The sequence below is a fragment of the Nesterenkonia sp. NBAIMH1 genome (genome assembly GCF_007922635.1).
Taxonomy (GTDB): Bacteria; Actinomycetota; Actinomycetes; order Actinomycetales; family Micrococcaceae; genus Nesterenkonia; species Nesterenkonia pannonica.
Genome location: NZ_CP042335.1, coordinates 1,401,975 through 1,425,679, shown reverse-complemented (window position 1 = coordinate 1,425,679; position 23,705 = coordinate 1,401,975). Strand labels below are relative to the sequence as shown.

General features: G+C 65.6%; 20 protein-coding genes. 7 read left to right on the top strand and 13 right to left on the bottom strand.

Annotated features, from left to right (window positions below; translation table 11 throughout):
* Positions 1 to 7: 7 nt before the first annotated feature.
* The 13 genes from FS388_RS06705 to FS388_RS06645 form a co-directional block, all read right to left on the bottom strand.
* Complete coding sequence (locus FS388_RS06705; protein WP_146340717.1) at positions 8 to 502, bottom strand: hypothetical protein; 495 nt, start codon at positions 500 to 502, stop codon at positions 8 to 10.
* Between the two features lie 25 nt (positions 503 to 527).
* Positions 528 to 3,233 (bottom strand): DUF3427 domain-containing protein, encoded by a 2,706-nt coding sequence (locus tag FS388_RS06700; RefSeq protein ID WP_210410162.1) that lies wholly within the window; start codon positions 3,231 to 3,233, stop codon positions 528 to 530.
* A gap of 218 nt (positions 3,234 to 3,451) precedes the next feature.
* Positions 3,452 to 3,850: a (deoxy)nucleoside triphosphate pyrophosphohydrolase gene (locus FS388_RS06695; protein ID WP_146340715.1), complete on the bottom strand. Its 399-nt coding sequence runs from the start codon at positions 3,848 to 3,850 to the stop codon at positions 3,452 to 3,454.
* 41 nt (positions 3,851 to 3,891) lie between these two features.
* A complete protein-coding gene (locus FS388_RS06690; protein ID WP_210410161.1) occupies positions 3,892 to 4,338 on the bottom strand; it encodes an NUDIX domain-containing protein in 447 nt (148 codons plus the stop codon).
* 30 nt (positions 4,339 to 4,368) lie between these two features.
* Positions 4,369 to 5,367: an ATP-grasp domain-containing protein gene (locus FS388_RS06685; protein WP_168198631.1), complete on the bottom strand. Its 999-nt coding sequence runs from the start codon at positions 5,365 to 5,367 to the stop codon at positions 4,369 to 4,371.
* Positions 5,368 to 5,534: 167 nt separating this feature from the next.
* A complete protein-coding gene (locus FS388_RS06680; RefSeq protein ID WP_146340713.1) occupies positions 5,535 to 6,140 on the bottom strand; it encodes a metallophosphoesterase family protein in 606 nt (201 codons plus the stop codon).
* 201 nt (positions 6,141 to 6,341) lie between these two features.
* A complete protein-coding gene (gene mutM, locus FS388_RS06675) occupies positions 6,342 to 7,283 on the bottom strand; it encodes a bifunctional DNA-formamidopyrimidine glycosylase/DNA-(apurinic or apyrimidinic site) lyase (RefSeq protein ID WP_146340712.1) in 942 nt (313 codons plus the stop codon).
* A gap of 85 nt (positions 7,284 to 7,368) precedes the next feature.
* A complete protein-coding gene (locus FS388_RS06670) occupies positions 7,369 to 7,905 on the bottom strand; it encodes a YceI family protein (protein ID WP_146340711.1) in 537 nt (178 codons plus the stop codon).
* Between the two features lie 157 nt (positions 7,906 to 8,062).
* Complete coding sequence (locus FS388_RS06665) at positions 8,063 to 9,094, bottom strand: LacI family DNA-binding transcriptional regulator (protein ID WP_146340710.1); 1,032 nt, start codon at positions 9,092 to 9,094, stop codon at positions 8,063 to 8,065.
* 5 nt (positions 9,095 to 9,099) lie between these two features.
* Positions 9,100 to 10,548 (bottom strand): GH1 family beta-glucosidase, encoded by a 1,449-nt coding sequence (locus tag FS388_RS06660; RefSeq protein ID WP_146340709.1) that lies wholly within the window; start codon positions 10,546 to 10,548, stop codon positions 9,100 to 9,102.
* Positions 10,545 to 11,456 carry a carbohydrate ABC transporter permease gene (locus FS388_RS06655; RefSeq protein WP_146340708.1) on the bottom strand — a complete coding sequence of 304 codons (912 nt, stop codon included), beginning with the start codon at positions 11,454 to 11,456 and terminating at the stop codon, positions 10,545 to 10,547. Before FS388_RS06655 ends, FS388_RS06660 begins: the two co-directional genes overlap by 4 nt.
* A complete protein-coding gene (locus FS388_RS06650; protein ID WP_146340707.1) occupies positions 11,453 to 12,424 on the bottom strand; it encodes a carbohydrate ABC transporter permease in 972 nt (323 codons plus the stop codon). Before FS388_RS06650 ends, FS388_RS06655 begins: the two co-directional genes overlap by 4 nt.
* A 4-nt stretch (positions 12,425 to 12,428) precedes the next feature.
* Positions 12,429 to 13,736, bottom strand: a complete 1,308-nt coding sequence (locus FS388_RS06645; protein ID WP_246836136.1) for an ABC transporter substrate-binding protein — start codon at positions 13,734 to 13,736, stop codon at positions 12,429 to 12,431.
* 259 nt (positions 13,737 to 13,995) lie between these two features.
* Here FS388_RS06645 and FS388_RS06640 point away from each other — a divergent pair, with 259 nt between their 5' ends.
* The 7 genes from FS388_RS06640 to FS388_RS06610 are packed head-to-tail and all read left to right on the top strand — an operon-like array spanning position 13,996 to position 23,700.
* A complete protein-coding gene (locus tag FS388_RS06640; protein WP_146340706.1) occupies positions 13,996 to 14,769 on the top strand; it encodes a DUF3662 and FHA domain-containing protein in 774 nt (257 codons plus the stop codon).
* 13 nt (positions 14,770 to 14,782) lie between these two features.
* Positions 14,783 to 15,277: an FHA domain-containing protein gene (locus FS388_RS06635; protein WP_146340705.1), complete on the top strand. Its 495-nt coding sequence runs from the start codon at positions 14,783 to 14,785 to the stop codon at positions 15,275 to 15,277.
* Complete coding sequence (locus FS388_RS06630; protein ID WP_146340704.1) at positions 15,277 to 16,848, top strand: PP2C family serine/threonine-protein phosphatase; 1,572 nt, start codon at positions 15,277 to 15,279, stop codon at positions 16,846 to 16,848. The genes FS388_RS06635 and FS388_RS06630 overlap by 1 nt, the downstream gene beginning before the upstream one ends.
* Entirely contained in the window at positions 16,848 to 18,296 is a 1,449-nt protein-coding gene (locus FS388_RS06625) for an FtsW/RodA/SpoVE family cell cycle protein (RefSeq protein WP_146340703.1), read from the top strand. The genes FS388_RS06630 and FS388_RS06625 overlap by 1 nt, the downstream gene beginning before the upstream one ends.
* Positions 18,293 to 19,750, top strand: coding sequence for a penicillin-binding transpeptidase domain-containing protein (locus FS388_RS06620; RefSeq protein WP_146340702.1), 1,458 nt, complete (start codon positions 18,293 to 18,295; stop codon positions 19,748 to 19,750). The genes FS388_RS06625 and FS388_RS06620 overlap by 4 nt, the downstream gene beginning before the upstream one ends.
* Entirely contained in the window at positions 19,747 to 21,474 is a 1,728-nt protein-coding gene (locus tag FS388_RS06615; RefSeq protein ID WP_146340701.1) for a protein kinase, read from the top strand. Before FS388_RS06620 ends, FS388_RS06615 begins: the two co-directional genes overlap by 4 nt.
* Positions 21,475 to 21,507: 33 nt before the next feature.
* A complete protein-coding gene (locus FS388_RS06610; protein WP_146340700.1) occupies positions 21,508 to 23,700 on the top strand; it encodes a protein kinase in 2,193 nt (730 codons plus the stop codon).
* Positions 23,701 to 23,705: the final 5 nt, after the last annotated feature.

Genomic DNA, 23,705 nt, shown 5'->3' with positions numbered 1-23,705 from the left:
CTGCTGCCTAGAAGTCTGCGCTGATGGGGAGCGGGTCGGGGTCGTTGAGGTACCAGTGGTCGCTGACGCTGATGACGTCGTAGAGGGCGGGGCCCGCGGGGTAGTCGTCGGTGGCGGGGGTGTGGTGGATGCTGGCTTCGCCGTTGTCCTGTTCGTGGATTTCGGTGTCTCCTTGGGTGAAGACCTGCGCGATCGTTTCGACGTCGTCGCTGGCGGGCTCCTGCTGAACCCATTCGGCGAGGTCGTCGTGCTCGTCGACGCAGGCCTGCTGGTCCGCGTCGTTCCACTGCGCGTAGGTGCCCCCGCGGTCTTCTGAGTGGGTGAGCTCGCAGGCAGCTTCAGCGTCGCCCTGTTCAAGGGAGGCCCAGTACTGCTCAACTGCCGCTTCGGGTTCTTCCGCCCCAGTGTCTTCCTGGCCGTTCTGGCCGCAGCTGCTGAGGGCAAGGGCCAGCACCACCGCTGCCGATGCAGTGCCGAGAGCAGACGTCGAAAAGTGAGTCACTGTGTCTCCTGAATTGGGTGCGCGGCTAATTCGTCTCGATCGGGTGGAAATAGTCGAAGAGCGTGTGCTCAATAGGTTCAGTGAAATGGAGCAGCATTTTGACGACACTCAGAGGCTCGCCGCTCTCGTCCGGCATCGTGGTCTGTTCGGCATCCTGAGCGTGTGCCTCACCCAAATAATAAAAGTCAGTCCCTTCAGCGTCGTCACGCTTCACAAATACGTGCACGTCAACTTCTTGGTTCACGATCGCTTTGACCTCAGCGCTTTCGAGAGTGCGTCGGCTGCGGGTAAACCACCGCAGCGTTGATGGGTCAAGCAACTCATCCTCATAGGCCACGCTCGCTTCGACGTCCTCACCCTTATGGAGTGTGACGAAGATGGGGGCTACACCACTCCGAAGGTCGGTGCGGTAGCCGTACATGGTGGACGCGTTGGAGCGAGCCCAGCCAAGAAGCCGACTCACGTCCCGACGCGAGTACTGGCTTCCCGTAGTAAACACCCGATCATGCCGATATTCAGTGGCATTGCGCCGTTTCGCTGTCCACAACAGGTCATCAACGGCGCTTCGGAAATTGCCCGATCTTTCGTAGGAGGCGTGGAACTGCTCTGACAGCTGAACGCTCCCGTCGTTCGCCATCTCCGCCACGGGCAATACGTACCGTTTCTTGTCACCCGCGTTGTAGCCCTCGAGAGTGAAGGTGTCTATTGCGCTCTGAACCGTTTTACCGTCCGCAATCAGTCCGCTCCCATCGAACGCCGCCTGGACCTGCTCCGTCGTAAGCGACCGCTGGAGGAGGAGGCGCTCAAGCAACACACTTTCGTGGAGCCGCTTGGCCGGCAGCACCTCGTACGACAGCAAATGCAGAAGTCGCGACTCACTCTCCGACAACCCGGACTCCGCTTTGATCGTCCTAACGAGAAGTTCGGGATAGTGCTTCTTCTTCGTCGCCAGAACGACCGGGTCAACAGAGTTCTGTTCCCAGAAGTCACGCAGTCGTGGTGGGCGTCCCACACGCTGCTGGATCCGTTCCACTTCCTTCTTGAGCTCCCTCAGGTCATCCAGCCTCGCGGCGGCGATCGATCGCATCACCCGGTCTCGTGCGATCTCGTCGAATCGAACGCTCGACAATCCTGGCAGGAAACTATCTTCCTCAGCAGCGTTGAGGTTCTTCCTCATCGATTCCTTATTCAGTGACTGGTCACCAAATAAGGCGATCGGGATCATGTAGTTGTTCGTGTAGTTCCCGATAAAATCAATCACTGTCAGGTGGTCTTTGCCCTCTGCTTTTCGAAGGCCGCGGCCAAGCTGTTGGACGAAAATTATGGCGGACTGGGTCTGACGAAGCATGACCACCTGGTTCACGCTCGGGATGTCTACGCCCTCGTTGAAGATGTCCACGGTGAGGAGGTAGTCCAACTCCCCTGCTTCAAGGGCCTTCACCGCCTCGGCCCGCTCCGCATTCGAAATGTCACCCGTCAGCGCACGAGTGCGCAGCAGATTATCGCCAAGCCGTCTCTGGTTGAGCTGATCTGACAGCTGGCGAGCTTCTTCTCTACGGCTGCAGAAGATCAACCCGCGAGTTTTCACTCCCTGCTGCGAGTATCGGTTGATGGCTCCCATGATGTGCTCGACTCGGAACGAACTCACCAGGGTGCCCAAGTTTGCATCGGCCTCCACCGTGAACCCGTCATCGAAGGTGACGTCAGCGACCCCGTAGTAGTGGAAGGGCACTAACAACCCAGCATCTAGCGCACCATTGAGCCGAATCTCATACGGCACCGTGTAGTCGAACAGCTCAAAAATGTTGAACCCGTCGGAGCGCTCCGGCGTCGCTGTCATGCCTAACAAGAAGTCCGGCTGAAGCCGTTCAAGAATGCGCTGGTAGGTTGCAGCACCTGCACGATGCACCTCATCAATCAACACATAATCAAAGGCCTCAGGGTGCACAGAGGCAAGAACTTCTGGCCGCGAAAACGACTGAACCGTGGCGAACACATACTTCGCCTCGAGGTTCTTAGCCGATCCGGAGACCTTGCCGTACTCCGCGCGGTCCCCTCCCAGTACTCGGTGATACTCCTCGATCGTTCGGTCGATAATCTGCTCGCGGTGCACGAGAAACAGGAGTCGCTGGGGTGCGTAAGCTCTCACGTCCAGGGCAGAGAGGATCGTCTTACCGGTGCCTGTCGCCGAAATGACCACGGCACGCGTCTTGCCCTGCTCTCGCACCTCTTCAATAGCTTCGAGCGCTTCCCTCTGCATCGAGTTGGGCTGGATCGTGCCCGTAGCGGCTGCGGCCGGGGGAGTTGCCCTCGGCAGCGCCTCCCGCCACACCTGGGCCGGCTGAGCTTCATAGATCGCGCGGTATTCCTCGATCCACTCCTTGGAGAGGGGGTTCGATGCGTCGCGCTGCTCGTTTTCGAGACGTGCAAGCTGCGCACCGAGGTCGCTTCCGTCAGCAGCCGAGACTTTGAGATTCCATTCGTGATTTCGAGTGAGTGCTGCTTCGGTAAGATTTGAGCTACCGATCAGAGCAGTGACACCTCGTCCATGGCGGAAAATGTAGCCCTTCGGGTGGAATGCACCAGCGTGGTGAATTTGAACATCAATGTCTTTACCGAGTTCCCGGAGGTGCAATAGGTCGGCGAAAACAGAGGGCTGGTTAAAGTGGAGGTAGTCCGAAGTGACGATGAGACCGCGCCCATCGAACTCGAGTAGGTCCTGCTTCAGCATGGCGACTGCACCTGGTGTCACGAAGGCCACAGAGAAGAGGAACTCATGGGCTCTGCGAAGTTCTGCTCTTAAAGATCGCGCGACGGTCAGACCGTCCCCGGTGTTAAGAACGACCTCAGGCGTGTCCGGGCCAACGCCTCGGGATTGTTGGCTCAGGAAGCCGTGACGGACATCGAACTCGAGGGAGTGCCCTCCTGCGATGTAGTCCGGTCTGAGGCTCATACGTCGTACTTGGCCTGGATTTTCTCCACAGCGGGGATGTCGGCGGGAGCCCACTCGAGCTCGTTGAGCTCGGCCGGAGCTATCCAGCGGACTTCGGCATGTTCTGTGAGCTGAGGGGTGCCGTCGATCAGTTCGCAGTAGAACGTCGTGAGAGTTACGACTCCGAAGTCGTACTCGTAGCTCGTGACGTCGATCTGCTCACCCACTTCGACGTGACATTCGAGTTCCTCGGTAATCTCCCTCACGAGCGCTGCGATGGGAGTCTCGTCCTTTTCGATTTTTCCACCAGGGAACTCCCACATGTTTGGGAGGGACCCACCTGGGCCACGTTGGGCGCAGAGAATCTTGTCGTCTTGAACAATGGCTGCCCCGACCACGTTGATCTGCTTCTTCATGGCGTCCCCACTACTCGGCGTCTTTCGTTGTTATTGCCACCCTAAGCGTCCAGCCCCTCCGCCAGTAGCGCTGGTGCGATGATATCGGTCAGCAACGGGGCTAAATCGTCGTTGCCCTGCAACTCATCCTGGGACACCCAGCGGACTTCTTCGATCTCCGCAGCCGGCTGGATGCGAGAAAGAACTGCCTCCGCGTCGTCGTCGAGCTTCACACGAAACGTGTCGCACACGACTGTGAGGCCGGGCTCGTTCGCCGCCGGCGCCGAAAATTCACCCATCGGCTCCAGCTGACCCAAGTCCAGCTGGAGTCCCGTCTCCTCGAACGTCTCCCGCAGAGCCGTCTCCGCGCCGCGTTCCCCCGGCTCCGGCTTCCCACCCGGCTGCATGAACCTGTCCGTCCCCCGCTTGCGCACCGTCAGCACGCGCCCCGCCGCGTCCGTCAGGACCACCGCAGCCACACGGACCACCTCAGCATCAGCACCAGTCACGACCGAGACGTTAGCAGGACGCACAGCGAATCAGCCCCCCACTGGGGCGGCATCACGCTCGTCCTCGGGAAACATGGCCTCGACCAGCATCGCCGCCACATCCCGGCTCTCCCCCGCCCACGGGTAATGGTGGCCCGTCATCAGCGGACTGCTGTTGACCTCAAGAATATGGGGGGCATCGCCCTTGCCGTCCCGTGGCAGAAGCATGTCCAGACCGGCCACCCTGAGGCCCGGGACAGCCTTGGCCACCTCCTCCGCCATCGCGATCTCCTCGGCGGTCAGGTCATCGGTGGCATCGTGTGCCTCGCCGCCGCTGCTGACATTGGAGTTCGACCGCAGCCAGACCCGCTGCCCACGCGCAGGAACACTGTCCAGAGTCATGCCTGCAGAGGCCAGCTCACGCACAACGACGTCGTCGACGGGTATCTGCGCATCCACATAGATGGCGTTGTTCGACTTGGTCCTGAGCCGGTTCTTCTTACGAATGAGCTTCCGCACGGACGATCTGCCGTTCCCAATCACATGGGCGGGCACTCGGCGCTGCGCCGCGGCCACTTTGCCGTAGATGAGAAGCACACGGTGCTCCACCCCCTCTACGAAACGCTCCACGAGCACCTCACCAGAGGCCTCTGCCACAGCCGCAAACGCCTGCTCGAAGTGGTCCGAGTCCGTCACTCCGACATGAACCAGATCTCCCTTGCCCCCATTCGGAGGCTTGACCACCACAGGGAGCTCGTAGGCGGCCCAATCCCAGGCCGCGCGAACCTGATCTGCCGCGAAGACGACGTTCTGCGGAGCATTGACCCTGTGGCTCCGCAGCAGGCGGGCCGTGACGTCCTTGTAGCGCACGCAGCGCTGAGCAAGAACTTTGTTAATGTTCGACTGCGCGCCGTCGAACCACACTCGCCGCCTACCGCGCTGCAGCGTCAGGCGCTGCTTCTCGTCGGAGTAAATGCGAATTCCGCGCTGGATCGCGCGGTGAGCGATCAGAGTGCTGCTGGGGCCGCTGGTGATGTTCAGCTGCTCCAAGTGCTTACGTGTCTCCGATAAATTCACCAAGCACCCTTTCGCCCTGTCCGCTGCCGTATGCAGGTTCTGCGCCGGCAGAGACCCCCAGATTCGCCCTACAGTCTAGACGGCTCTGCGCCCCGAGCCCTGCGGCAGCGGCGCGCAGCGGTGCGCACCATTGGGCGGTGTCACTCCTGCTCACGGATGAAGCGGTGAAGATCCTCCGCGGAAATCGGCTGGAAATCCCACATATCCACCCCCACGTTCACCTGCAGCGTTCCGCCCGGCGAACGGCTCACCGTCCAGTCATCGTGCACGTGCCCGCAGATCAGCGTCTGACCCAGATCACGCAGCCGGAACTGGGCATGACGGTCCTCCTCCGAGTGCGAATCCCCCGCATAGGGGAAGTGATTCAGCAGCACCGGCAGGCCACCCTCACCGGGCGTCACTTCGGGCAGCGTCGTCTGCGCCTGGGAGACCACCGCGTCGAACCCCGCATCCAGGTACCGGCGCACGTTCAGGTGGCCGTCCCGCTCCACCGGTGAGCACAGATCATGGTTTCCCGAGATCAGATACTTGGTGCCATTCATCCGGGACAAGTAGCCCAAGCCCTGTGCGCGGTCCTTCATGGCGTAGTCCCCCAGCACCCACACCTCATCACCCGGGCCCACCGTGCTGTTCCACCGGTCGATCATCGCCTCGTCCATCTCTGCCACATCCTCGAACGGACGGTCGCAGTACTTAATGATGTTTGCGTGCCCAAAATGGTGATCCGAGGTGAAGAACGTGGTCATGCACCCAGGCTACCGAGGGGCACTGGACCTCATTCATTAGCACTTAGAGTCCATACCAAGTGTCGAGACGTGCGCGGAACCTGCACTACTTCTGGAACACGTTCTACGCTACCTTTTGAACACTCCAAAGAGGTTTCGCGCGACTCTCTGACCTGCGCGTTTCCGTGTTTGCACACGTTTCGTTACCGCGTTTGCACACGCTCACCAGCGAGCGTTTTGAGGCACTGGCTGACAGGTCGGGCAGAAGTAGCTGCTGCGGCCCATGAACTTCTCCCTGCGGATCGGGGTCATGCACCGCGGGCAGCGTCTGCCCTCCTGGCCGTAGGCGCTCAGCGAGCGGTCGAAGTATCCGCTCGCGCCGTTCACATTCACGTACAGGGCGTCGAAGCTGGTGCCGCCGGCGGCGAGCGCGTCCCCCATCACGTCCTGCAGGCTCGTCAGCAGCAGGGACGCCTGGGCGCGGGTCATCGTCTCCGTGCGACGGGCGTAGTGGAGCCGCGAGCGCCACAGGGCCTCGTCGGCGTAGATGTTGCCCACCCCCGAGACCATCGCCTGGTCCAGCAGGGCGCGCTTCAGGCCCGTACGCCGCCCCCGCAGGATGCGGAAAAACCGTTCGGCCGTCATCGCCGCCTCCAACGGGTCAGGGGCGATGTGTGCCGCCGCCGCCGGCACCCGCCGACTCTCCACGTCGTCGACTCCGTGCACCACAGAGTCCGGCACCAGCGGGCTGATCTGCATTCCTCCGAAGATCCGCTGATCCACGAAGCGCAGCTGATCAGCAACCGCCCCCTCAGCCTCCGTCCGCTGCGTCCCCGCACCGAGGTGCAGGGTGACCTTCAGGTGCTTCTCCAAGGGCGCATCGGCGGCCTCCATCAGCACCTGGCCGCTCATTCCTAGGTGGATCATCAGCGCACGGCCCGGCACCTCATCGGGCCCGCCGGCCAGAGGGATCCAGAGGAACTTGCCTCGCCGCTCCGGTGCGAGGAGCGTTCGTCCGATCAGCTCCCGACGGAAATGCTCAGGGCCCTCCGCATATCGGCGCAGACTCCGGGCGTCATGGATCTCTGCGCCCGTGACGGTGCGACCAGCCGCCCACGACTCCACACCCCGTCGGACCACTTCTACTTCAGGCAGCTCAGGCACCCGCAAAGCCTACCGAGACACACTGAGGGCCCGGGCACTGCCGGTTCGGCAGCACCCGGGCCCTCAGTGGGGAAAGGGGTAAGAATCAGCCCTGGTGGACGAAGGCGACCTCGATGTCGAGGGTGACCTTGTCGCCGACCAGCACGCCGCCGGCCTCAAGCGCGGCGTTCCAGTTCAGGCCGAAGTCGTTGCGGGAGATGACGGCGGATGCGGAGAAGCCGGCGCGGGTGGCGCCGAACGGGTCCACAGCCTGGCCGCCGAACTCGACCTCGAAGGTCACCTCGCGGGAGACGCCGCGAATGGTGAGGTCACCGGTCATGTCGAAGGTGTCGCCGGCGGGGCGGATGCCCTTGGTGACGAAGGTCAGCTCGGGGTACTGCTCAGCGTTCAGGAAGTCCTCGCCACGGACGTGGGCGTCGCGGTCCTCGTTCTTCGAGTTGAAGGACTCGGCGCGCACGTGAGCGTCGACCTCGAAGGTGCCCTCCTGAGCAACCTCGAGGGTGCCGGTGGCCTCCTGGAACACGGCGCGCACCTTCGAGATGCCGGCGTGACGCACGGTCAGGCCGATCTCGGAGTGGGCTGCGTCCAAGCTCCAGGTGCCGGGGGTAAGTGTGATGGCCATGATGATCTCCTCAGGTCTGCGTGATTCGGACTCGCGGTCCGCTCAAAGTGCCAGCACGCGCCGTAGACGACACGCACTGTCGAACTTAGACAACTAAGCTGTGCACCATCTTATTTCAAATTTGAAGATCTGTCACTCCCTTTCTCCCGCACCCCGCTCACCCCGACTCGCGAAGCACCAGATTCGTCGACAGCAGCCTCGACTCCGCCGTCTTCCCCGCCATCAGATCGGACAGCATCTCCACCGCATTGTGCGCCAGGCCCGCAGCGCGCCCCTCCACCGTCGTCAGCGGCGGGCGCGCGAGCCGGGCCACCTCAGAATCGTCATAGCCGATCACCGCGACCTGCTCCGGCACGCTCACCCCACGGATCTGGAGCTCCTGAAGAGCAGGCACCGCCATCAGGTCGCTGGCTACGAAGATCGCATCAAGGCCCGGGTCCCGCTCCAGCAGACGCACGGCACACTCCCCGCCCGATGCCGCCGTGAAGTCTCCGACCTCCACCAGATCATCCTCAAGCCCCGCCTCAGCCATCGCCCGCCGAAACCCCTCCAGACGGTCCGAGGCCGCAGCCATGTCCTGCGGACCGGCAATCGTCGCGATGCGGCGCCGCCCACCGTCCACCAGACGCCTGACCGCCATCTCGGCCCCCCGGACGTTGTCCACATCCACATAGGGCAGCCCCACATCCCCGGCGTACGGCCGTCCGATGTACACCGACGGGAGCCTCGTCTCACGCAGGACCTCAGAGATCCCGTCGTCGAGGTGGTGCGAGACGATGATCGCCCCATCCGTGTATCCGCCGCGCAGATACCGCTCGATCTTCTCCCGCTTGCCCGGAGGGGCGACCGCCAGGAGGACCTGCACCGGCGAATCCGCCAGCTTCGTATAGACCGCACCCAGAATCGCGGAGAAGAACGGGTCCGTGAAGATCCGGTCCTCGGCCTCCGGCACCACCACCGCGATCGAATCGGCCTCCCGCCGGACCAGGGACCGCGCCGCACGATTCGGCCGGTACCCAAGGCTGAGAATCGCTGCCTCCACCGACTCCCGAGCAGGCAGACCCACCCGAGGGTCCTGATTGACCACCCGGGAGGCCGTGGCTCGAGAGACCCCGGCCTGCCGGGCCACATCCTCCAGCGTGGGCTGCCTGGATGCCTGCCCGGCAGACTGGGTGTGAGTGCTTGGCATGCTTCCTAGTTCACCACACCGCTGGAGGCTACTCCCGAGTACCAGCGCGCGGACGCCTTGGGGGTCCGCTGCTGCGTCTCATAGTCCACACGGACGATCCCGAACCGCTTCTCGTAGCCCAGCGCCCACTCGAAATTGTCCAGCAGAGACCACACGAAGTATCCCCGCACATCAGCGCCGGCTTCGACGGCCTCATGCACTGCGCCCAAGTGCCGCCGGATGTAGTCGACACGGTCAGCGTCGTCCACATACCCGTCGGCGTCCGCGACGTCGTCGAACGCCGCCCCGTTCTCCGTGACATACATGGCCACACCCGCAGGCCCGGTGTACTCACGGTGCAGGCGCACCAGCAGATCGCGCAGCGCCTCCGGGAAGATCTCCCAGCCCATCGCCGTCTGCGGCAGACCGCGACGCACCGGCCGCACATGCTCGGATCCCACATTCGGGCTCGGCTGCCCGCCGACCCTCGCCTGCGCCGCCGCAGCCGAGGCCTCCTCAGGCTCCGGGCCGGTCAGGAGCTCACCGGTGTAGAAGTTCACGCCGAGCACATCAATGGGCGCCGAGATGATCTCCAGATCGCCCTGCTGCACCAGCCCCTCCGGCCACAGCCCCTCCTGGTCCCGCAGCACATCCTCTGGGTAGGCGCCGTGCAGGATGGGCTCGATGAAGAACCGGTTGAAGGACCCGTCCAGACGACGAGCCGCATCCGCATCGCCGCGGCTCTGCTCATCGGCGGGACGGTAGTCGGTGAAGTTCAGCGTCAGGCCCAGCTCCAGCCCCTCGTCCCGCTCGCGCAGGGCCCGGACCGCCAGCCCATGGGCCAGCAGCAGGTGGTGGGCCGCCACCAGCGCATCAGGGCCGTGGGTCCGGCCCGGGGCGTGCACCCCCGCGGCGTATCCGAGGAACGCGGCGCACCACGGCTCATTGAGCGTCGTCCAATGCCGCACCCGGTCCCCCAGTGCCTCATGCAGGACCCGCGCATACTCCTCGAACGCGTAGGCCGTCTGCCTGTTCGTCCACCCGCCCTCATCCTCCAGCGCCTGCGGAAGATCCCAGTGGAACTGAGTCAGCCACGGCATGATCCCTGCTGCCAGCAGCTCATCGACCAGGTCCGAGTAGAACTTCAGCCCCTCCGGGTTCACCGTCCGCCCGTCAGGCATCACCCGGGACCAGGAGACGGAGAACCGGTAGACCTGCAGGTTCAGGGACTTCATCAGCGCCACATCGTCGCGGTAGCGGCGGTAGTGGTCGCAGGCGTCGTCCCCCGTGTGGCCGCCGATGACCTTGCCCGGCGTCTTGGAGAATGTGTCCCAGATCGAGGGGCCGCGGCCTCCGGCGTCGTGCGAGCCCTCCACCTGGTATGAGGCGGTGGCCGACCCCCATAGGAAGGACGCGGGGAAGGTGACCTCGCCCGCAGGTGAGACCGCGTCGAGGGGTTGGGTTGAGGTGGTCATGCTTTCACAGCTCCTTGCATAATTCCGGACACGAGCTGGCGACCCGTGAAGGCGAAGAGGATGAGCAGCGGCACCGTCGCCAGGGTGGCGCCCGTGAGGACCAGCGAATAGTCCACGAAGTGGGCCGCCTGCAGCTGCTGCAGGGCCACCGGAAGCGTGGGGTTCTGAGGCCCCAGCACGATGAACGGCCAGAAGAAGTTCGTCCAGTTCAGGACGAACGTGAAGAGGAACAGCATCGCCGCGGCAGGACGCGCCGCCGGCAGGCACACATGGATGAACGTCCTGATCATGGAGCAGCCGTCCATAGTGGCCGCCTCGATCAGCTCATCCGGGATGGCCTGGCGCAGGTACTGGGTCATCCAGAACACCCCGAACGCCGTCACCAGCGCCGGCACGATCACAGCCATCAGCTCACCCGTCCACCCCAGGGCAGCCATCACCTGGTAGAGCGGAACGACGCCGAGCTGCGTGGGCACAGCCATGGTCGCGATCACGAACACCAGCAGAGGGCCCGACCCGCGGAACTTCAGCTTCGCGAACGCGTAGCCCGCCAGCGTGGAGAACAGCACCACGGACAGCGCCGTCGTCGTGGAGACGATGATGGAGTTCGCCGTGGCACGCCAGAACGGAACCGTGTCCATGACCGTGGCCGCGTTGCTGAAGAAGTTGCCGCCGAACCACCCGGGGAAGCTCGTCTCCGCCAAGATCGTGGAGTGGTGCGAGCCGATGAGCACGCTCCACCACAGCGGAAACAGGCTGCCCAGGATCACCGCGGTCAGGCACCCGTAGACGATGAAGCCGGGCCGCCGCTGCGCTCCGCCGGGAGACGAACGGCGCCGCCGTCCCAGGGTGCGTCTCGCGTCGGCCTCCCGGTCCACCGGAGCAATAGGGGCTGCGTCAGTCGTCATGGGGATCCTCTCCTTAAGAGACGCTTCAGCAGCGACGGTCGCGCTGCCCTCCCCGCCTCGCCGTCAGCGATGCGGCGGGTGATGGTGAAGTTGATGATGCCGATCGCCACGATCAGCAGGAACAGCAGCACCGCCACGGCGCTGGCCGTCCCGAAGTCGGAGCGGGTCCAGCCCAGCTCATACAGATACAAGGTCATGGTCCGCCACTGACCGTCGGTGCCTCCGCGGCCGTACTGGTCGTACATGCGCGGCTCATCGAAGATCTGCAGGCCCCCGATGGTGGAGGTGATCACCACGAAGATGATCGTGGGCCGCAGCATCGGCACGGTGACCGACAGGAACTGACGGACCTTGCCCGCGCCGTCGAGCTCCGCCTGCTCGTACAGGTCCCGCGGGATCGCCTGCATCGCGGCCAGGAAGATCAGCGCGTTGTACCCGGTCCAGCGGAAGTTGACCATGCTCGCGATGGCCAGATGGCTGGGCAGCACATCCGACTGCCAGCCGATGGACCCCAGCCCGATCGCCTCCAGCACCGAGTTCACTAGGCCGAAGCGCTGGCTGAACAGGTTCGAAAAGATCAGGGCCACCGCCACCGGGGTGACCACATAGGGCAGCAGCACGCCCATCCGCCAGAACGTCCGGGCCCGGAGGTGCGTATCCAGCATGTAGGCGATGATGATCGCCAGCACCACCTGCGGCCCGGTGGAGAGGACGAAGATGCTCAGGGTGTTGCGCAGCGACACCCAGAACGCCGACTGCCCCAGCACCTGGACGAAGTTCTCCAGCCCGATGAACTCGCCCTGGCCCATGATGAGGTCCCAGTCGTGCATGGCGACCCAGCCGGTGTAGACCAGGGGGAAGAGCCCCACCACCGCGAAGAGGATGAAGAACGGACTGATGTAGAGGTACGGAGAGTACTTCCGGTCCCAGGCCGAGACCCGGGACCGGAGCGGAGCAGGCGCACTCATCCGACTACTTCATCGCCTCGATGTCGTTGACGAACTTGTCCCACGACGACTCGGGGTCGTCGATGCCGTCGACGTCGACGCGGCCCAGGGCATCCTGGATGGCCACGTTGATCAGCAGGTAGTTGGGGCCCTTGTACGGCTGGACCTCGATGGCCTCGGCCCGGTTCGCCAGGATCTGGCCCACCGGGGCGTCGTTGAAGAACTCGTCCTCATCCTCCTGAATCTCCTCGGACTCCAGGGCCTCGACGGTGGACGGGAACGCCCCGATCGCGTCGAAGGCCTTCACCTGCTGCTCGGGGGCCGTCAGCCACGCGGCAAGCTCCTTGGCGGCCTCAATGTTCTCCCCCTGGGTGGGGACCGTCAGGTAGGAGCCTCCCCAGTTGCCTCCGCCGCCGGGGAAGACGTCGGCGACGTCCCAGCCCTCCACACCCGCAGCATTGCCCTCGATGACGCCGAGCATCCAGCCCGGGCAGAGCATGGTGGCGAAGCCGTCGCGCTGGAAGGCGTCGGACCAGTCGCCCGACCACTGGGAGAGCCCGGCGGAGAGCTCATCCTCCACACTGGCCTCGAGGAGCTGGTCATAGAGGCTCCGGACCTCATCGTTGGTGTCGGCGATGATCTCCCCGTCCTCGGTCTCGTAGGGGACCTCGACCTGGTTGATCATTCCCTGCCAGACGTTGTCCGAGCCGGAGAACCAGGGGACGTCCGTGGCCTCCACGAACTCCTGGCCCACCTCGAAGTACGTGTCCCAGTCGCCGTCGATGAGCTCAGCGACCTCGTCACGATCCGTGGGGAGGCCGGCCTCCTCGAACAGGTCCGAGCGGTAGCAGAGCGCCTGCGGGCCGCTGTCGGTGCCGTATCCGATGAGCCGGCCGTCGTCGTCCTGGCCCTCCTCGTACTTCCAGTCCAGCCACCGGTCCTCCAGCTCGGGGTCGCCGAGGTCCTCGAACCGGTCGGCGTACTGCTTGAACTCCACCAGCCAGTCCAGCTCGACGGCCTCAATGTCGCTGGCGCCCGAATCGGCGCCGAGGGAGTTCCGCAGAGAGTCGCGGGCGTTCTCCGCGGTGTCGACCTTGTTGTGCTCGATCCGTATGCCGGTCTCCTCCTCGTATTCGTCGAAGAGATCCTCGTAGCCGAATTCGTTGAATGTGGTGACGCTCAGGCTCTCGGGAGCTTCTGCCTCCTCGGGCTGGCTCTCGGCGGCGTCCCCTCCGCAGGCGCTGAGGCCCAGGGCCAGGACGGCCAAAGCCCCGGTCAGGCGGACGGGAGTCCCATAGCGGGACAAGGGGTGAACAGCTTCTGTGGTGCTCACGATCTCTCCTTAGATCTCAGGGAGGCGATATCAGCAGCCTCGATGCTGCGAGAGCGCTCTCACGATGTGATGAGAGTAGCATTTTTGTGGCGTCCGTCACACCCTTGGCGCAAACACTTCAGGCGACGTCAAGCCCGGGCTGATGGTCTCTTGGGGCGAATGACACCCCGGGACGTAGAATGTTCCGCGACACTGCCCGCAGTGCGCCGTTCTTCTCCACAGCATCTCGGCGTACGCATGACACCCGAAGGAGGCAGCTGTGGGATTGCTCGACTCACTGGAGCGCGGCATCGAAAAAGCCGTCCGCAGCGCCTTCTCGCCGCATGGAGGGAGCCTCGGCCCCGTGGAGATCGCAACAGCCGTCCGCCGGCACATGGACCGCGAGTCCACCCAAGCACCCAACGGCGCCACCCTGGTGCCGAACCTCTACAAGATCCGCCTCTCCGAAACCGACTTCCAAGAGGCCAAGAAGTACGGCTCCGCCCTGGCGGAGGAGCTGTGCCAGGAGATCATCCGCCACGCAGACTCCCAGAGCTATACGCTCTTGGGTTCGGTCAGGGCGACGTTCGTGAAGAACACCGAGCTCAAGCGCGGCCAGATGAGCATCGAGACCACCACCGACGCCGGAGCAGCCCCGGAAGCTCCCGCAGCGCCGAAGGCCGCGGCTCAGCCGACACCAGCCGCAGGCCCCGAGGCCACCGCCGCCCTGCCCACCAGCATGGCTGCTGCCGGAGCCCAGGCCGCCACGACCACAGCCATCCTCGAGCACGCCGGAAACACCTACCCCCTGGGGGAGGACACCATCATCGGGCGCTCCTCCTCAGCGGACATCACCATCACCGACACCGGGGTCTCCCGCCAGCACCTCGAGATCTTCGAGCACGAAGGCCGCTGGTACGCCCGCGACCTTGGCTCCACCAACGGCTCCTCCGTCGAAGGTCAGAAGCTGAGCCCCTCCACCGGCGACGCCGAGCTCTACGACCAGGCCACCATCGCCATGGGCAACGCCCGCCTCAGATTCCGTCTGGGGTGACCCGGAGAAGCCTATGAGCGAACTTGCCATCACCGTCCTGCAGTTCGGCCTGCTGCTGCTGCTGTGGATCCTGATCCTCTCCATCATCGCCGCCCAGGGCCGCGACATGATGGTCTCCCGCCGCACCCGCGGCGGCGCCGCAAACGCTGCAGCCCCAGCCGGGCAGGCAGCCGGTGCCGAGCAGGCCACCGTCCAGCAGGCGCCGGCCCAGCGGCCCAAGCCGCGGCGGCTCGTCGTCTCCGAGGGCCCGCACGTGGGCACCGAAGTCACCCTGGGCTCCTCACCCGTCATGCTCGGCCGCGCCCAGGAGTGCACCGTCGTCCTCGAGGACGACTACTCCTCCGGACGCCACGCACGCCTGTTCCCGCAGGGGTCCCGCTGGTTCATCGAGGACCTGGGATCCACCAACGGCACCTGGCTCGGCGACGAGCAGCTCACCCGCGCCTCCACCGTGGAGCCGGGGGACCGGATCCGCATCGGCAAGACCGTTCTGGAGCTGAGAACCTAGTGGCGCTGGTGTTCCGCTTCGCCGCACGCTCCGACGAGGGCGTGGTGCGCTCCAAGAACGACGACTCCGGATACGCCGGACGGTTCTTCGCCGTGGTGGCCGACGGGATGGGCGGCCATGCAGGCGGCGACGTCGCCTCCGCCTCCACGGTGCTGGACCTCGCGCACCTGGATACGCGCGGCTTCGCGGAGCCCGAGACCGTCCTTCCCGATGAGATCCAGACTGCCAACGCGTTCCTCTCCAAGCTCGTGCAGACCAACCCCAAGCTCACCGGGATGGGAACGACCATCACCGCGCTGCTGATCACCGACAACCGGCTGCAGTTCGCCCACGTGGGAGACTCCCGTGCCTACCGGCTGAAGAAGGGCCGCTTCCGGCAGATCAGCAAGGACCACACCTTCGTGCAGCGGCTGGTCGACGAAGGCCGCCTGGACCCGGAGGCCGCCGAGTATCACCCGCACAAGAACGTGCTGATGCGGGTGCTCGGCGACGTCGACGCCTCCCCCGAGCTGGACATCACCAGCTTCCCCCTCGAGGCCGGCGAGCGCTGGCTGCTGTGCTCGGACGGCCTCAACGCCATCGTGTCCGACCGGCTCATCGAGCAGAAGCTGCGGTCCACCCTGTCGCTGGAGCAGATCGTCGACGACCTCACCAAGCTCACCCTCGACGGCGGCGCCCCGGACAACGTCACGGTCCTGGCCCTGGAGGTGGTGGACGCCGATGAGGCCGACCTCGCCGACTCCGACTCCCTCCCCCTCTCCGAGGAGGCCGTGGCTGCGGCCGAGAGCCCCCACGAGTGGAAGGTCGATGCGCGGCAGACCATGGAGATGGAGCTCATCCCCGTGGTGAACAAAGAGGCCCTCACCGGCCACGACTACGACGACGCGGAGCTCTCCCCCCTGTCAGCCTCGATGGTCCGCTCCACCATCGGCGTCCGCCCGCACGTGCTCGTGGGTGCCGCGACCACCGCCACCGAGACCGGAACGATCACGCTGGTGCCCCGCAACGTCGACGAGCACCCGGTGCCCGTCCTGACGGGCCAGCCGCTCAAGCCGGTGCGGCACACCTACTCCGAGATGCTCGCCGGCTACGACCCGAACCAGACCGCGCCTATGACCCGAGCCTCCGACGACTCAGCGCCCGTGGACCCCGAGGACACTGACGAGCCCTCAGAGTCCGAGGGGGACTTCGGCCTGGAGCTGGACGACGAGGAGGTCGACTCCATCGCCCAGGCCCGGCGGCGCCACTCCTGGTTCCTTCCCGTCTTCGTGGCGCTGGTGACACTGCTCATCGGGATGATCGCCTTCATCGGCTACGTCTGGACGCAGCAGCAGTACTACGTGGGAGAGGACGACGGGGAGGTCGCCATCTACAACGGCGTCTCCCAGCAGCTGGGGCCCATCAGCCTCTCGGAGGTCAATGAGCATTCCGGCATCCCGCTGCAGGAGCTCAGCTTCTATGAGCGCGAGCGCCTGCGCTCCGGCATTCCGGCCGACGACCGACGCCACGCCGAGCAGATCGTCGAGACCCTGCGCGCCGACGCCGACCTGCCCGAGGACGGTGAGCAGTGATGCCCGCCCCGACTGAGACCTACCGGCCCCGCCGCAACATCGAGCTGCTCCTGCTGCTGATCGCACTGATCATCGGCGTCGGCGCACAGCTGCTCGTCGGCCTGAGCATGGACCAGAGCCTGGAGGACACCCACTACTGGGTGACCGGCGGCCTGTACGCGGCCATGGCCCTCGGCTTCCACGTGGTGCTGAGGCTCCGCGCCAAGTACGCCGACCCGTTCATCCTGCCGATCGTGGTGACGCTCAACGGGCTGGGGATCGCGATGATCCACCGGCTGGACCTCACACCGAACTACGCCGACGTGGCCACCCGCCAGCTGGGCTGGACCGCAGTGTCCATGCTCGCTGCGGTGCTGCTGCTGTGGTTCCTCAAAGACCACCGCAGACTGCGCCAAGTCACCTACATCTCGCTGCTCGCCAGTGTCGTGCTGCTGATGATGCCGATGCTGCCGGGCATCGGCATGGAGCTCAACGGCGCCAGAGTCTGGGTGAACCTGGGCATCGCCACCTTCCAGCCCGGCGAGCTGGCGAAGGTCACCCTCGCCATCTTCTTCGCCGGATTCCTGGCCAACAACCGTGACCTCATCCTGCTGGCGGGCAAGAAGATCGGGCCCCTGAGCCTGCCGCGGGTGCGGGATCTCGCACCGCTGTTCATCGCATGGCTGGCCGCCCTGGGCGTGCTGATCATGCAGAACGACCTCGGCACCGCTCTGATGTTCTTCGGGCTCTTCGTCGCGGTGATCTATGTGGCCACCTCGCGCATCTCCTGGATCCTGATCGGCGGCGGCTTCATCGTCGCCGGTGCGGCCCTGGCATTCATGTACGTGCCCCACGCCCAGCAGCGGCTGCAGATCTGGCTCGACCCCTTCAACCAGGAGATCTACGAGAGGCAGTACGGCGGCTCGCACCAGGTGGTCCAGGGCCTCTTCGGGCTGGCGAACGGCGGACTGACCGGCACAGGGCTCGGCTCCGGCTCGCCACAGATGGCACCCCTGGCCAACTCGGACATGATTCCGGCAGCCTTCGGCGAGGAGCTGGGCTTCATCGGCCTCGCCGCCATGCTGATGCTCTACCTGCTGCTCTTCAGCCGGTACATGCGCGCCGGCATCGGCACCCGCGACTCCTTCGGCAAGCTGCTCGCCGTGGGCCTCGCCGTGGTCCTGGTGCTGCAGGTCTTCGTCGTGGTCGGAGGCATCACCCGAGTGATCCCCATGTCCGGCCTGGTCTCGCCGTTCCTGGCAGCCGGCGGCTCAGCCCTGCTGGCCAACTGGCTCATCGTCGCTCTGATGCTCCTCATCAGCCACTCGGCGCGCCGGCCCGTCGTACTGGGCAGCATGGTCAACACCTCCGGTGAGGGCGCCTCCGGGACCGAGCACCCCCTGAAGTGGCGCGACACCGGCGAAACCCAGCCGGCCCGCGACGCCCAGGCCGCAGGAGGTGACCGATGAACCGCGCGATCCGCCACACCTGGATGGTCTCCATCGCCATGTTCATGACTCTCCTGGTGGCCCTGAGCCTGATCCAGGTGGTCCTCACCGAAGACCTCAACTCCCACCCGAACAACGCCCGGCAGACCATCCAGCAGGCCGGCGCACCCCGCGGACCCATCACCGTGGAGGGAACTCCGATCGTGGAATCGGTGGAGTCCGAGAACTCCGTGTACGACTACCAGCGGGTGTACAACGAGCCGGAGCTCTACGCCGGCATCACCGGCTTCTACTCGACGAGCGAAGGCGCCCCCGCCGGCATCGAGCAGGCCGAGAACGACTTCCTCACCGGGCAGTCCGACTCCCAGTTCATCGACCGAGTGACCACCCTGTTCACCGGCGACACCATGCACGGAGCCCAGGTGGAGCTGACTCTCGACCACTCGATGCAGCAGGCCGCCTACAACCTCATCCCCAACGATGCCCGCGGCTCCATCGTGGTCACAGAGATCGAGACCGGCGACGTGAAGGCGATGGCCTCGAAGCCCAGCTATGACCCGAACGAGCTGGCTGTGCACTCCAACTCCCAGTACACGGAGAACCGCTCGCGCATCATCGACCAGGCCGGCGTGGACCCCTACAGCTTCCGGCCCCTCAACTCACCGATCTTCCCCGGCTCGTCCTTCAAGCTCGTCACCGCAGCCGCCATGCTCGAATCGGGCGACTACGCGCCGGACGACGAGCTCGACAACCCGCCGGAGATCGACCTGCCGGACTCGTCCAACACGCTGCCCAACTTCCGGGACGGCGGCTGCGGGGCCCAGTCCCAGGCTGAGCTGAACTGGATCTTCGCGAACTCGTGCAACACGCCGTTCGCCGAGGCCGCCATGGACATCGGCCAGGGGAGCATGCTCGAGACGGCTGAGGCCTTCGGCTTCAACCAGCCCCTGCGCATTCCCAACCACGTCACCGCCTCGAACTTCCCGCAGGACGACATCGAGGATGCCTTCCTGGCACTGAGCTCCATCGGCCAGGACAACGTGACCGCCACCCCTCTGCAGATGAACATGGCAGCCGCCGCCGTCGCGAACGACGGAGCCATGATGCGCCCGCAGCTGGTCGACACCATCCGGGGCTCCGACCTCCAGATCCTCTCCCAGCCCGCTTCGGAGGTGTTGAATGATGCCATGAGCTCCTCCACCGCCGCAGACATCGCTGACATGATGGTGGAGACCGCCGAAACAGGCACCGGAGCAGCCGCATCCGCGCAGACCAGCCATGACATCGCCGTCAAGACCGGCACCGCGGAGACGGGGGAGGACGGCGAAGTGCACTCCTGGATCACCGGGTTCGCGCCGGCCGATGAGCCGCAGTACGCGATCACGGTGGCCTATGAGCGCACCAGCTACAGCGCCGGCTCCTCACTCACAGCAGGGAACTTCGCAGCGATGGTGGAAGAGGTGATGAGCCAGTGAGGCCAGCAGTCGGCATCACCATGGGGGGCCGTTACAAGCTCACCGAACGGATCGCCATCGGCGGTATGGGCGAGGTCTGGAAGGCCGACGACGAGATCCTCGGCCGCACCGTCGCCATCAAGATCCTCAAGGAGGAGTACACCGGCGACGAGGCGTTCCTGCGCCGCTTCCGTGCCGAGGCGCGTCACACGGCCCTGCTCAATCACCCCGGCATCGCCGACATCTACGACTACGGCGAGCAGGCCGGCTCCGGCTACCTGGTGATGGAGCTGGTTCCCGGCCGGCCGCTGAGCCTCATCCTCGAGAAGGAGAAGACCCTCCCCTGGGAGAAGACGCTCTCGATCCTCGCCCAGACCGGCCGCGCCCTCCAGGTCGCGCACGATCAGGGCCTGGTGCACCGGGATGTGAAGCCCGGCAACCTGCTCATCACCCCCACACGCCGGGTGAAGATCACCGACTTCGGCATTGCGCGCCTCGCCGACCAGGTCCCACTGACTGCCACCGGTCAGGTGATGGGAACCGTCCAGTACCTCTCCCCCGAGCAGGCCACCGGCCAGCACGCCACAGGCTCCTCGGACATCTACGCCCTCGGCGTGATCGGCTACGAAGCCCTGGTGGGCCACCGTCCCTTCACGGGCGAGTCCCAGATCGCCATCGCTCTCAAGCAGGTCAACGACCCGCCGCCGGCCCTGCCCGACTCCTTCCCGGAGCCGGTCCGCGCGCTCATCATGACGATGCTGGCCAAGGAGCCCGAGGAGCGGCCCGCCAACGCGACGAAGATGGCCGACGCCTCTGAGGCTCTCCTGCGGCACGACCTCACCGGAGCGCTCGAGGCAGTGCCGTCCATGCGTCGCCACATGGGCTCGGAGAACGACGACACCCAGATCCTTCCCGCCTACAGCGCGGCACAGGGCAGCGAGCCGGCCGCGGCCTCCGCCGGCGACGCGCCCTCGGCCAAGACCCCCGAACAGCCCGACGACCCCTCCGGACCCGGGCTGGCCCACGGCCTCTCCGCCAAAGACCCGGAGACAGGGGAGCGTCCCGCCTCACCGGGCCAGGAGGACGGGCCCGGCTGGAGATGGCCCGCCGCCATCCTCGTGCTCCTGGTGCTTCTGGCGCTCGCCGCGGCGATCTTCCTGCCGCAGCTCGCCTCAGGCGACTCCCCCGACGAGCAGCTGGCCACAGGTGAGCCCACCGAAGTGGAGACGGTCACCGCCGAGCCCGACCTGATCACCATCGACGAGGAGGCGCTGCTCGGAATGCCGGTGGAGGAGGCCGCCGCGCTGCTCGAGGACGAAGGCTTCGAGGTCGACACCGAAGAGGCTGCCTCCAACGAGCCCGCCGGCACCGTCATCCAAGTCATCCCCACCGGAGACCTGCCTGCCGGAAGTGCAGTGCACCTGCGCTACTCCGCCGGCCCACCGCCCGCGCCCACCACCCAGGCGCCCCCGCAGCAGGACGCCCCGGCGACCCAGGCACCGCCTCCGGCGCCGGCGCCCGCCCCTGAGAACGACGGCGGGGCGGAACAGCCTCCCGCGCCGCAGCCGCCCGCAGAAGCTCCCACCACGCAGCCGGACCCGACCCCCGAGGACGCTCCCAGCCCTGAGGAGGAGCCCGAGGAGGACGGCGATGCCGCCGAGGGCGAGGCCGAAGACCCAGCCCCTGAAGCCAACACCGACACCGGCCCGGACGCTCGCACCACCAGCTCCCAGGGCGCGGAATAGGTTCCATGCCCGTATGCGAGACTGAACTGATCCATGACTGAGACAGACCAGCGCGTGCTCAACGGCCGCTACCGCATCGAGACTCTCATCGGGCGCGGCGGCATGGCAGACGTGTACCGTGCCCACGACCTCTCCCTGCAGAGGTCCGTGGCGGTGAAGATGCTGCGCCCCGACCTGGCCCGGGACCCGCAGTTCATCACGCGGTTCAAGCGAGAGGCTCAGTCCTCGGCGTCCCTCAACCACCCCAACATCGTGGGCGTGTACGACACCGGCCAGACTGCCGTCGACTCCAACGGCGGCGTCCAGACCCCATTCATCATCATGGAGCACGTGGACGGGGTCACCCTCCGGCACGTGCTGCACGGCAGCCCCGGCGCCGAGAACGCTGAGGGCGCGCCGCCTCCTCCGCCCGGCAGCACCACCGATCACACCGACGACGTCCTCGCGCTCTCCGACCAGATCCCTTCGGAGGAGGATCAGCCGACCGAAGCGATCCCCGCACCTCTGCAGGAGAAGATCGACCACGCCCTCGGCAAGCCGCTGAATGAGGCCGAGGCGACCGGCTACATGTCCGGAATCCTCGCCGCCCTGGGCTACAGCCACGAGCGCGGCATCGTGCACCGGGACATCAAGCCCTCCAACGTCATGGTGACCAATGAGGGCGCCGTGAAGGTCATGGACTTCGGCATCGCACGCGCCATCGCCGACTCCGCAAGCACGATGACCCAGACCGCCTCCGTCGTCGGCACCGCCCAGTACCTGTCGCCCGAGCAGGCCCGCGGCGAGGTCGTCGACCACCGCAGCGACCTCTACTCCGCCGGATGCCTGCTCTTTGAGCTCCTGACCAACCGTCCCCCCTTCGTGGGCGAGTCTCCCGTCTCGGTGGCCTACCAGCACGTCAAGGAGCTGCCGCGTCCGGTCTCCGACTTCAACAGCAGGGTCACACCGGCTATGGAGTCGGTCGTGGCGAAGGCACTGGCCAAGGACCCCGTGCTGCGCTTCCAGCACGCCGAAGAGTTCCATGAGGCGCTGCAGAACGCGCTCCGGGGCATCCCAGCGGATGACTACGACGCCACAGGTGTGATCCCTGCTGCGGCCGGCGCCGTCGCAGGGGCCGGGAGTGACCGCAGCTTCGACGACCTGGTCGGCTCCTCAGCACCGGCGCTCTCCGCTCGGACCCCCGAGGACCCCGACATCGACGACTACGCCGACTACGGCTATGCCGAAGGCCGGCGGCGGCGGCGGAGCCTGCTCCTGCCCATCCTGGGCGCCGTGGTGCTGCTGGGGCTGGTCGTGGCGGGCATCTATCTGCTCACTCAGGCCGGAGGGGGCGACGGCGAAGAGGTCGCCGTCCCGGAGGTCGAGGGCCTGTCCCGCTCAGATGCGCTTGAGGAGCTCTCAGAGGCCTCCCTGAACCCACAGATCGAAACGCAGCCCCACGAGGAGATAGAGGCCGACTCGGCCATCGGGACCGACCCTGAGGCCGGCGAGATGGTCGAGGCGGAGTCCGACATCACCCTCCTCATCTCCGAAGGGACTGAAGAGGTGACGGTGCCTGATCTCATCGGCACCGACCAGGCCACCGCGACCGCCGAGCTGGAATCCCTCGGGCTTGAGGTGGGCGAGGTGACCGAGGAGAACCACAGCTCAGCCCCTGCCGACGAAGTGCTGGAAGTCAGCCCCGCCGAGGGCACCGAGGTCCAGACAGGCTCCGCCGTGGACCTCACCGTCTCCACTGGAGAGGTGCAGCTTCCCTCCGGACTCATCGGCGAATGGCGCCAGCCGGTCGAGACCTCGCTGAACGATGCGGGCATCTCCTGGAGCCTGAACTGGGTCATCATCGATGATCCGGGCGACTTCTTCGCCGGCCAGGTGATTGAGCTCGAAGTCGACGGCCAGTCCGTCAGCGACGGCGGAACCGTCCCCAACGATGCGACCGTGACCCTGGTGACCGTCAGCGGAGAGTCCTGGCCGGAGCCGGACCAAGATGAGCCTGACGACGACGATGGCGGCAACGGCAACGGCGGCGGGAACGATGATGACGATGACGACGCCGATGCGAATGGGAACGGCCCCGACGAAGACGATGAGGATGAGGACGCCGACGACGACGAGGACAACGGCGGAGACAACGGCAGCGGCGGCAATGGGAATGGCAGCGGAAACGGGAACAGCGAAAATGGCAACGGCGGCAACGGCAATGGCCAGAACGATGACGAGGAGTAGCAGCC

Excerpts from the sequence above, each read along its gene's own strand:
- FS388_RS06695 (WP_146340715.1), bottom strand. The coding sequence starts at position 3,850 with ATGAAGAAGCAGATCAACGTGGTCGGGGCAGCCATTGTTCAAGACGAC.
- FS388_RS06635 (WP_146340705.1), top strand. The coding sequence starts at position 14,783 with ATGAGCGAACTTGCCATCACCGTCCTGCAGTTCGGCCTGCTGCTGCTG.
- FS388_RS06680 (WP_146340713.1), bottom strand. The coding sequence starts at position 6,140 with ATGACCACGTTCTTCACCTCGGATCACCATTTTGGGCACGCAAACATC.
- FS388_RS06655 (WP_146340708.1), bottom strand. The coding sequence starts at position 11,456 with ATGACGACTGACGCAGCCCCTATTGCTCCGGTGGACCGGGAGGCCGAC.
- FS388_RS06610 (WP_146340700.1), top strand. The coding sequence starts at position 21,508 with ATGACTGAGACAGACCAGCGCGTGCTCAACGGCCGCTACCGCATCGAG.
- FS388_RS06650 (WP_146340707.1), bottom strand. The coding sequence starts at position 12,424 with ATGAGTGCGCCTGCTCCGCTCCGGTCCCGGGTCTCGGCCTGGGACCGG.
- FS388_RS06665 (WP_146340710.1), bottom strand. The coding sequence starts at position 9,094 with ATGCCAAGCACTCACACCCAGTCTGCCGGGCAGGCATCCAGGCAGCCC.
- FS388_RS06620 (WP_146340702.1), top strand. The coding sequence starts at position 18,293 with ATGAACCGCGCGATCCGCCACACCTGGATGGTCTCCATCGCCATGTTC.
- FS388_RS06660 (WP_146340709.1), bottom strand. The coding sequence starts at position 10,548 with ATGACCACCTCAACCCAACCCCTCGACGCGGTCTCACCTGCGGGCGAG.
- FS388_RS06670 (WP_146340711.1), bottom strand. The coding sequence starts at position 7,905 with ATGGCCATCACACTTACCCCCGGCACCTGGAGCTTGGACGCAGCCCAC.
- FS388_RS06700 (WP_210410162.1), bottom strand. The coding sequence starts at position 3,233 with ATGCTGAAGCAGGACCTACTCGAGTTCGATGGGCGCGGTCTCATCGTC.
- FS388_RS06625 (WP_146340703.1), top strand. The coding sequence starts at position 16,848 with ATGCCCGCCCCGACTGAGACCTACCGGCCCCGCCGCAACATCGAGCTG.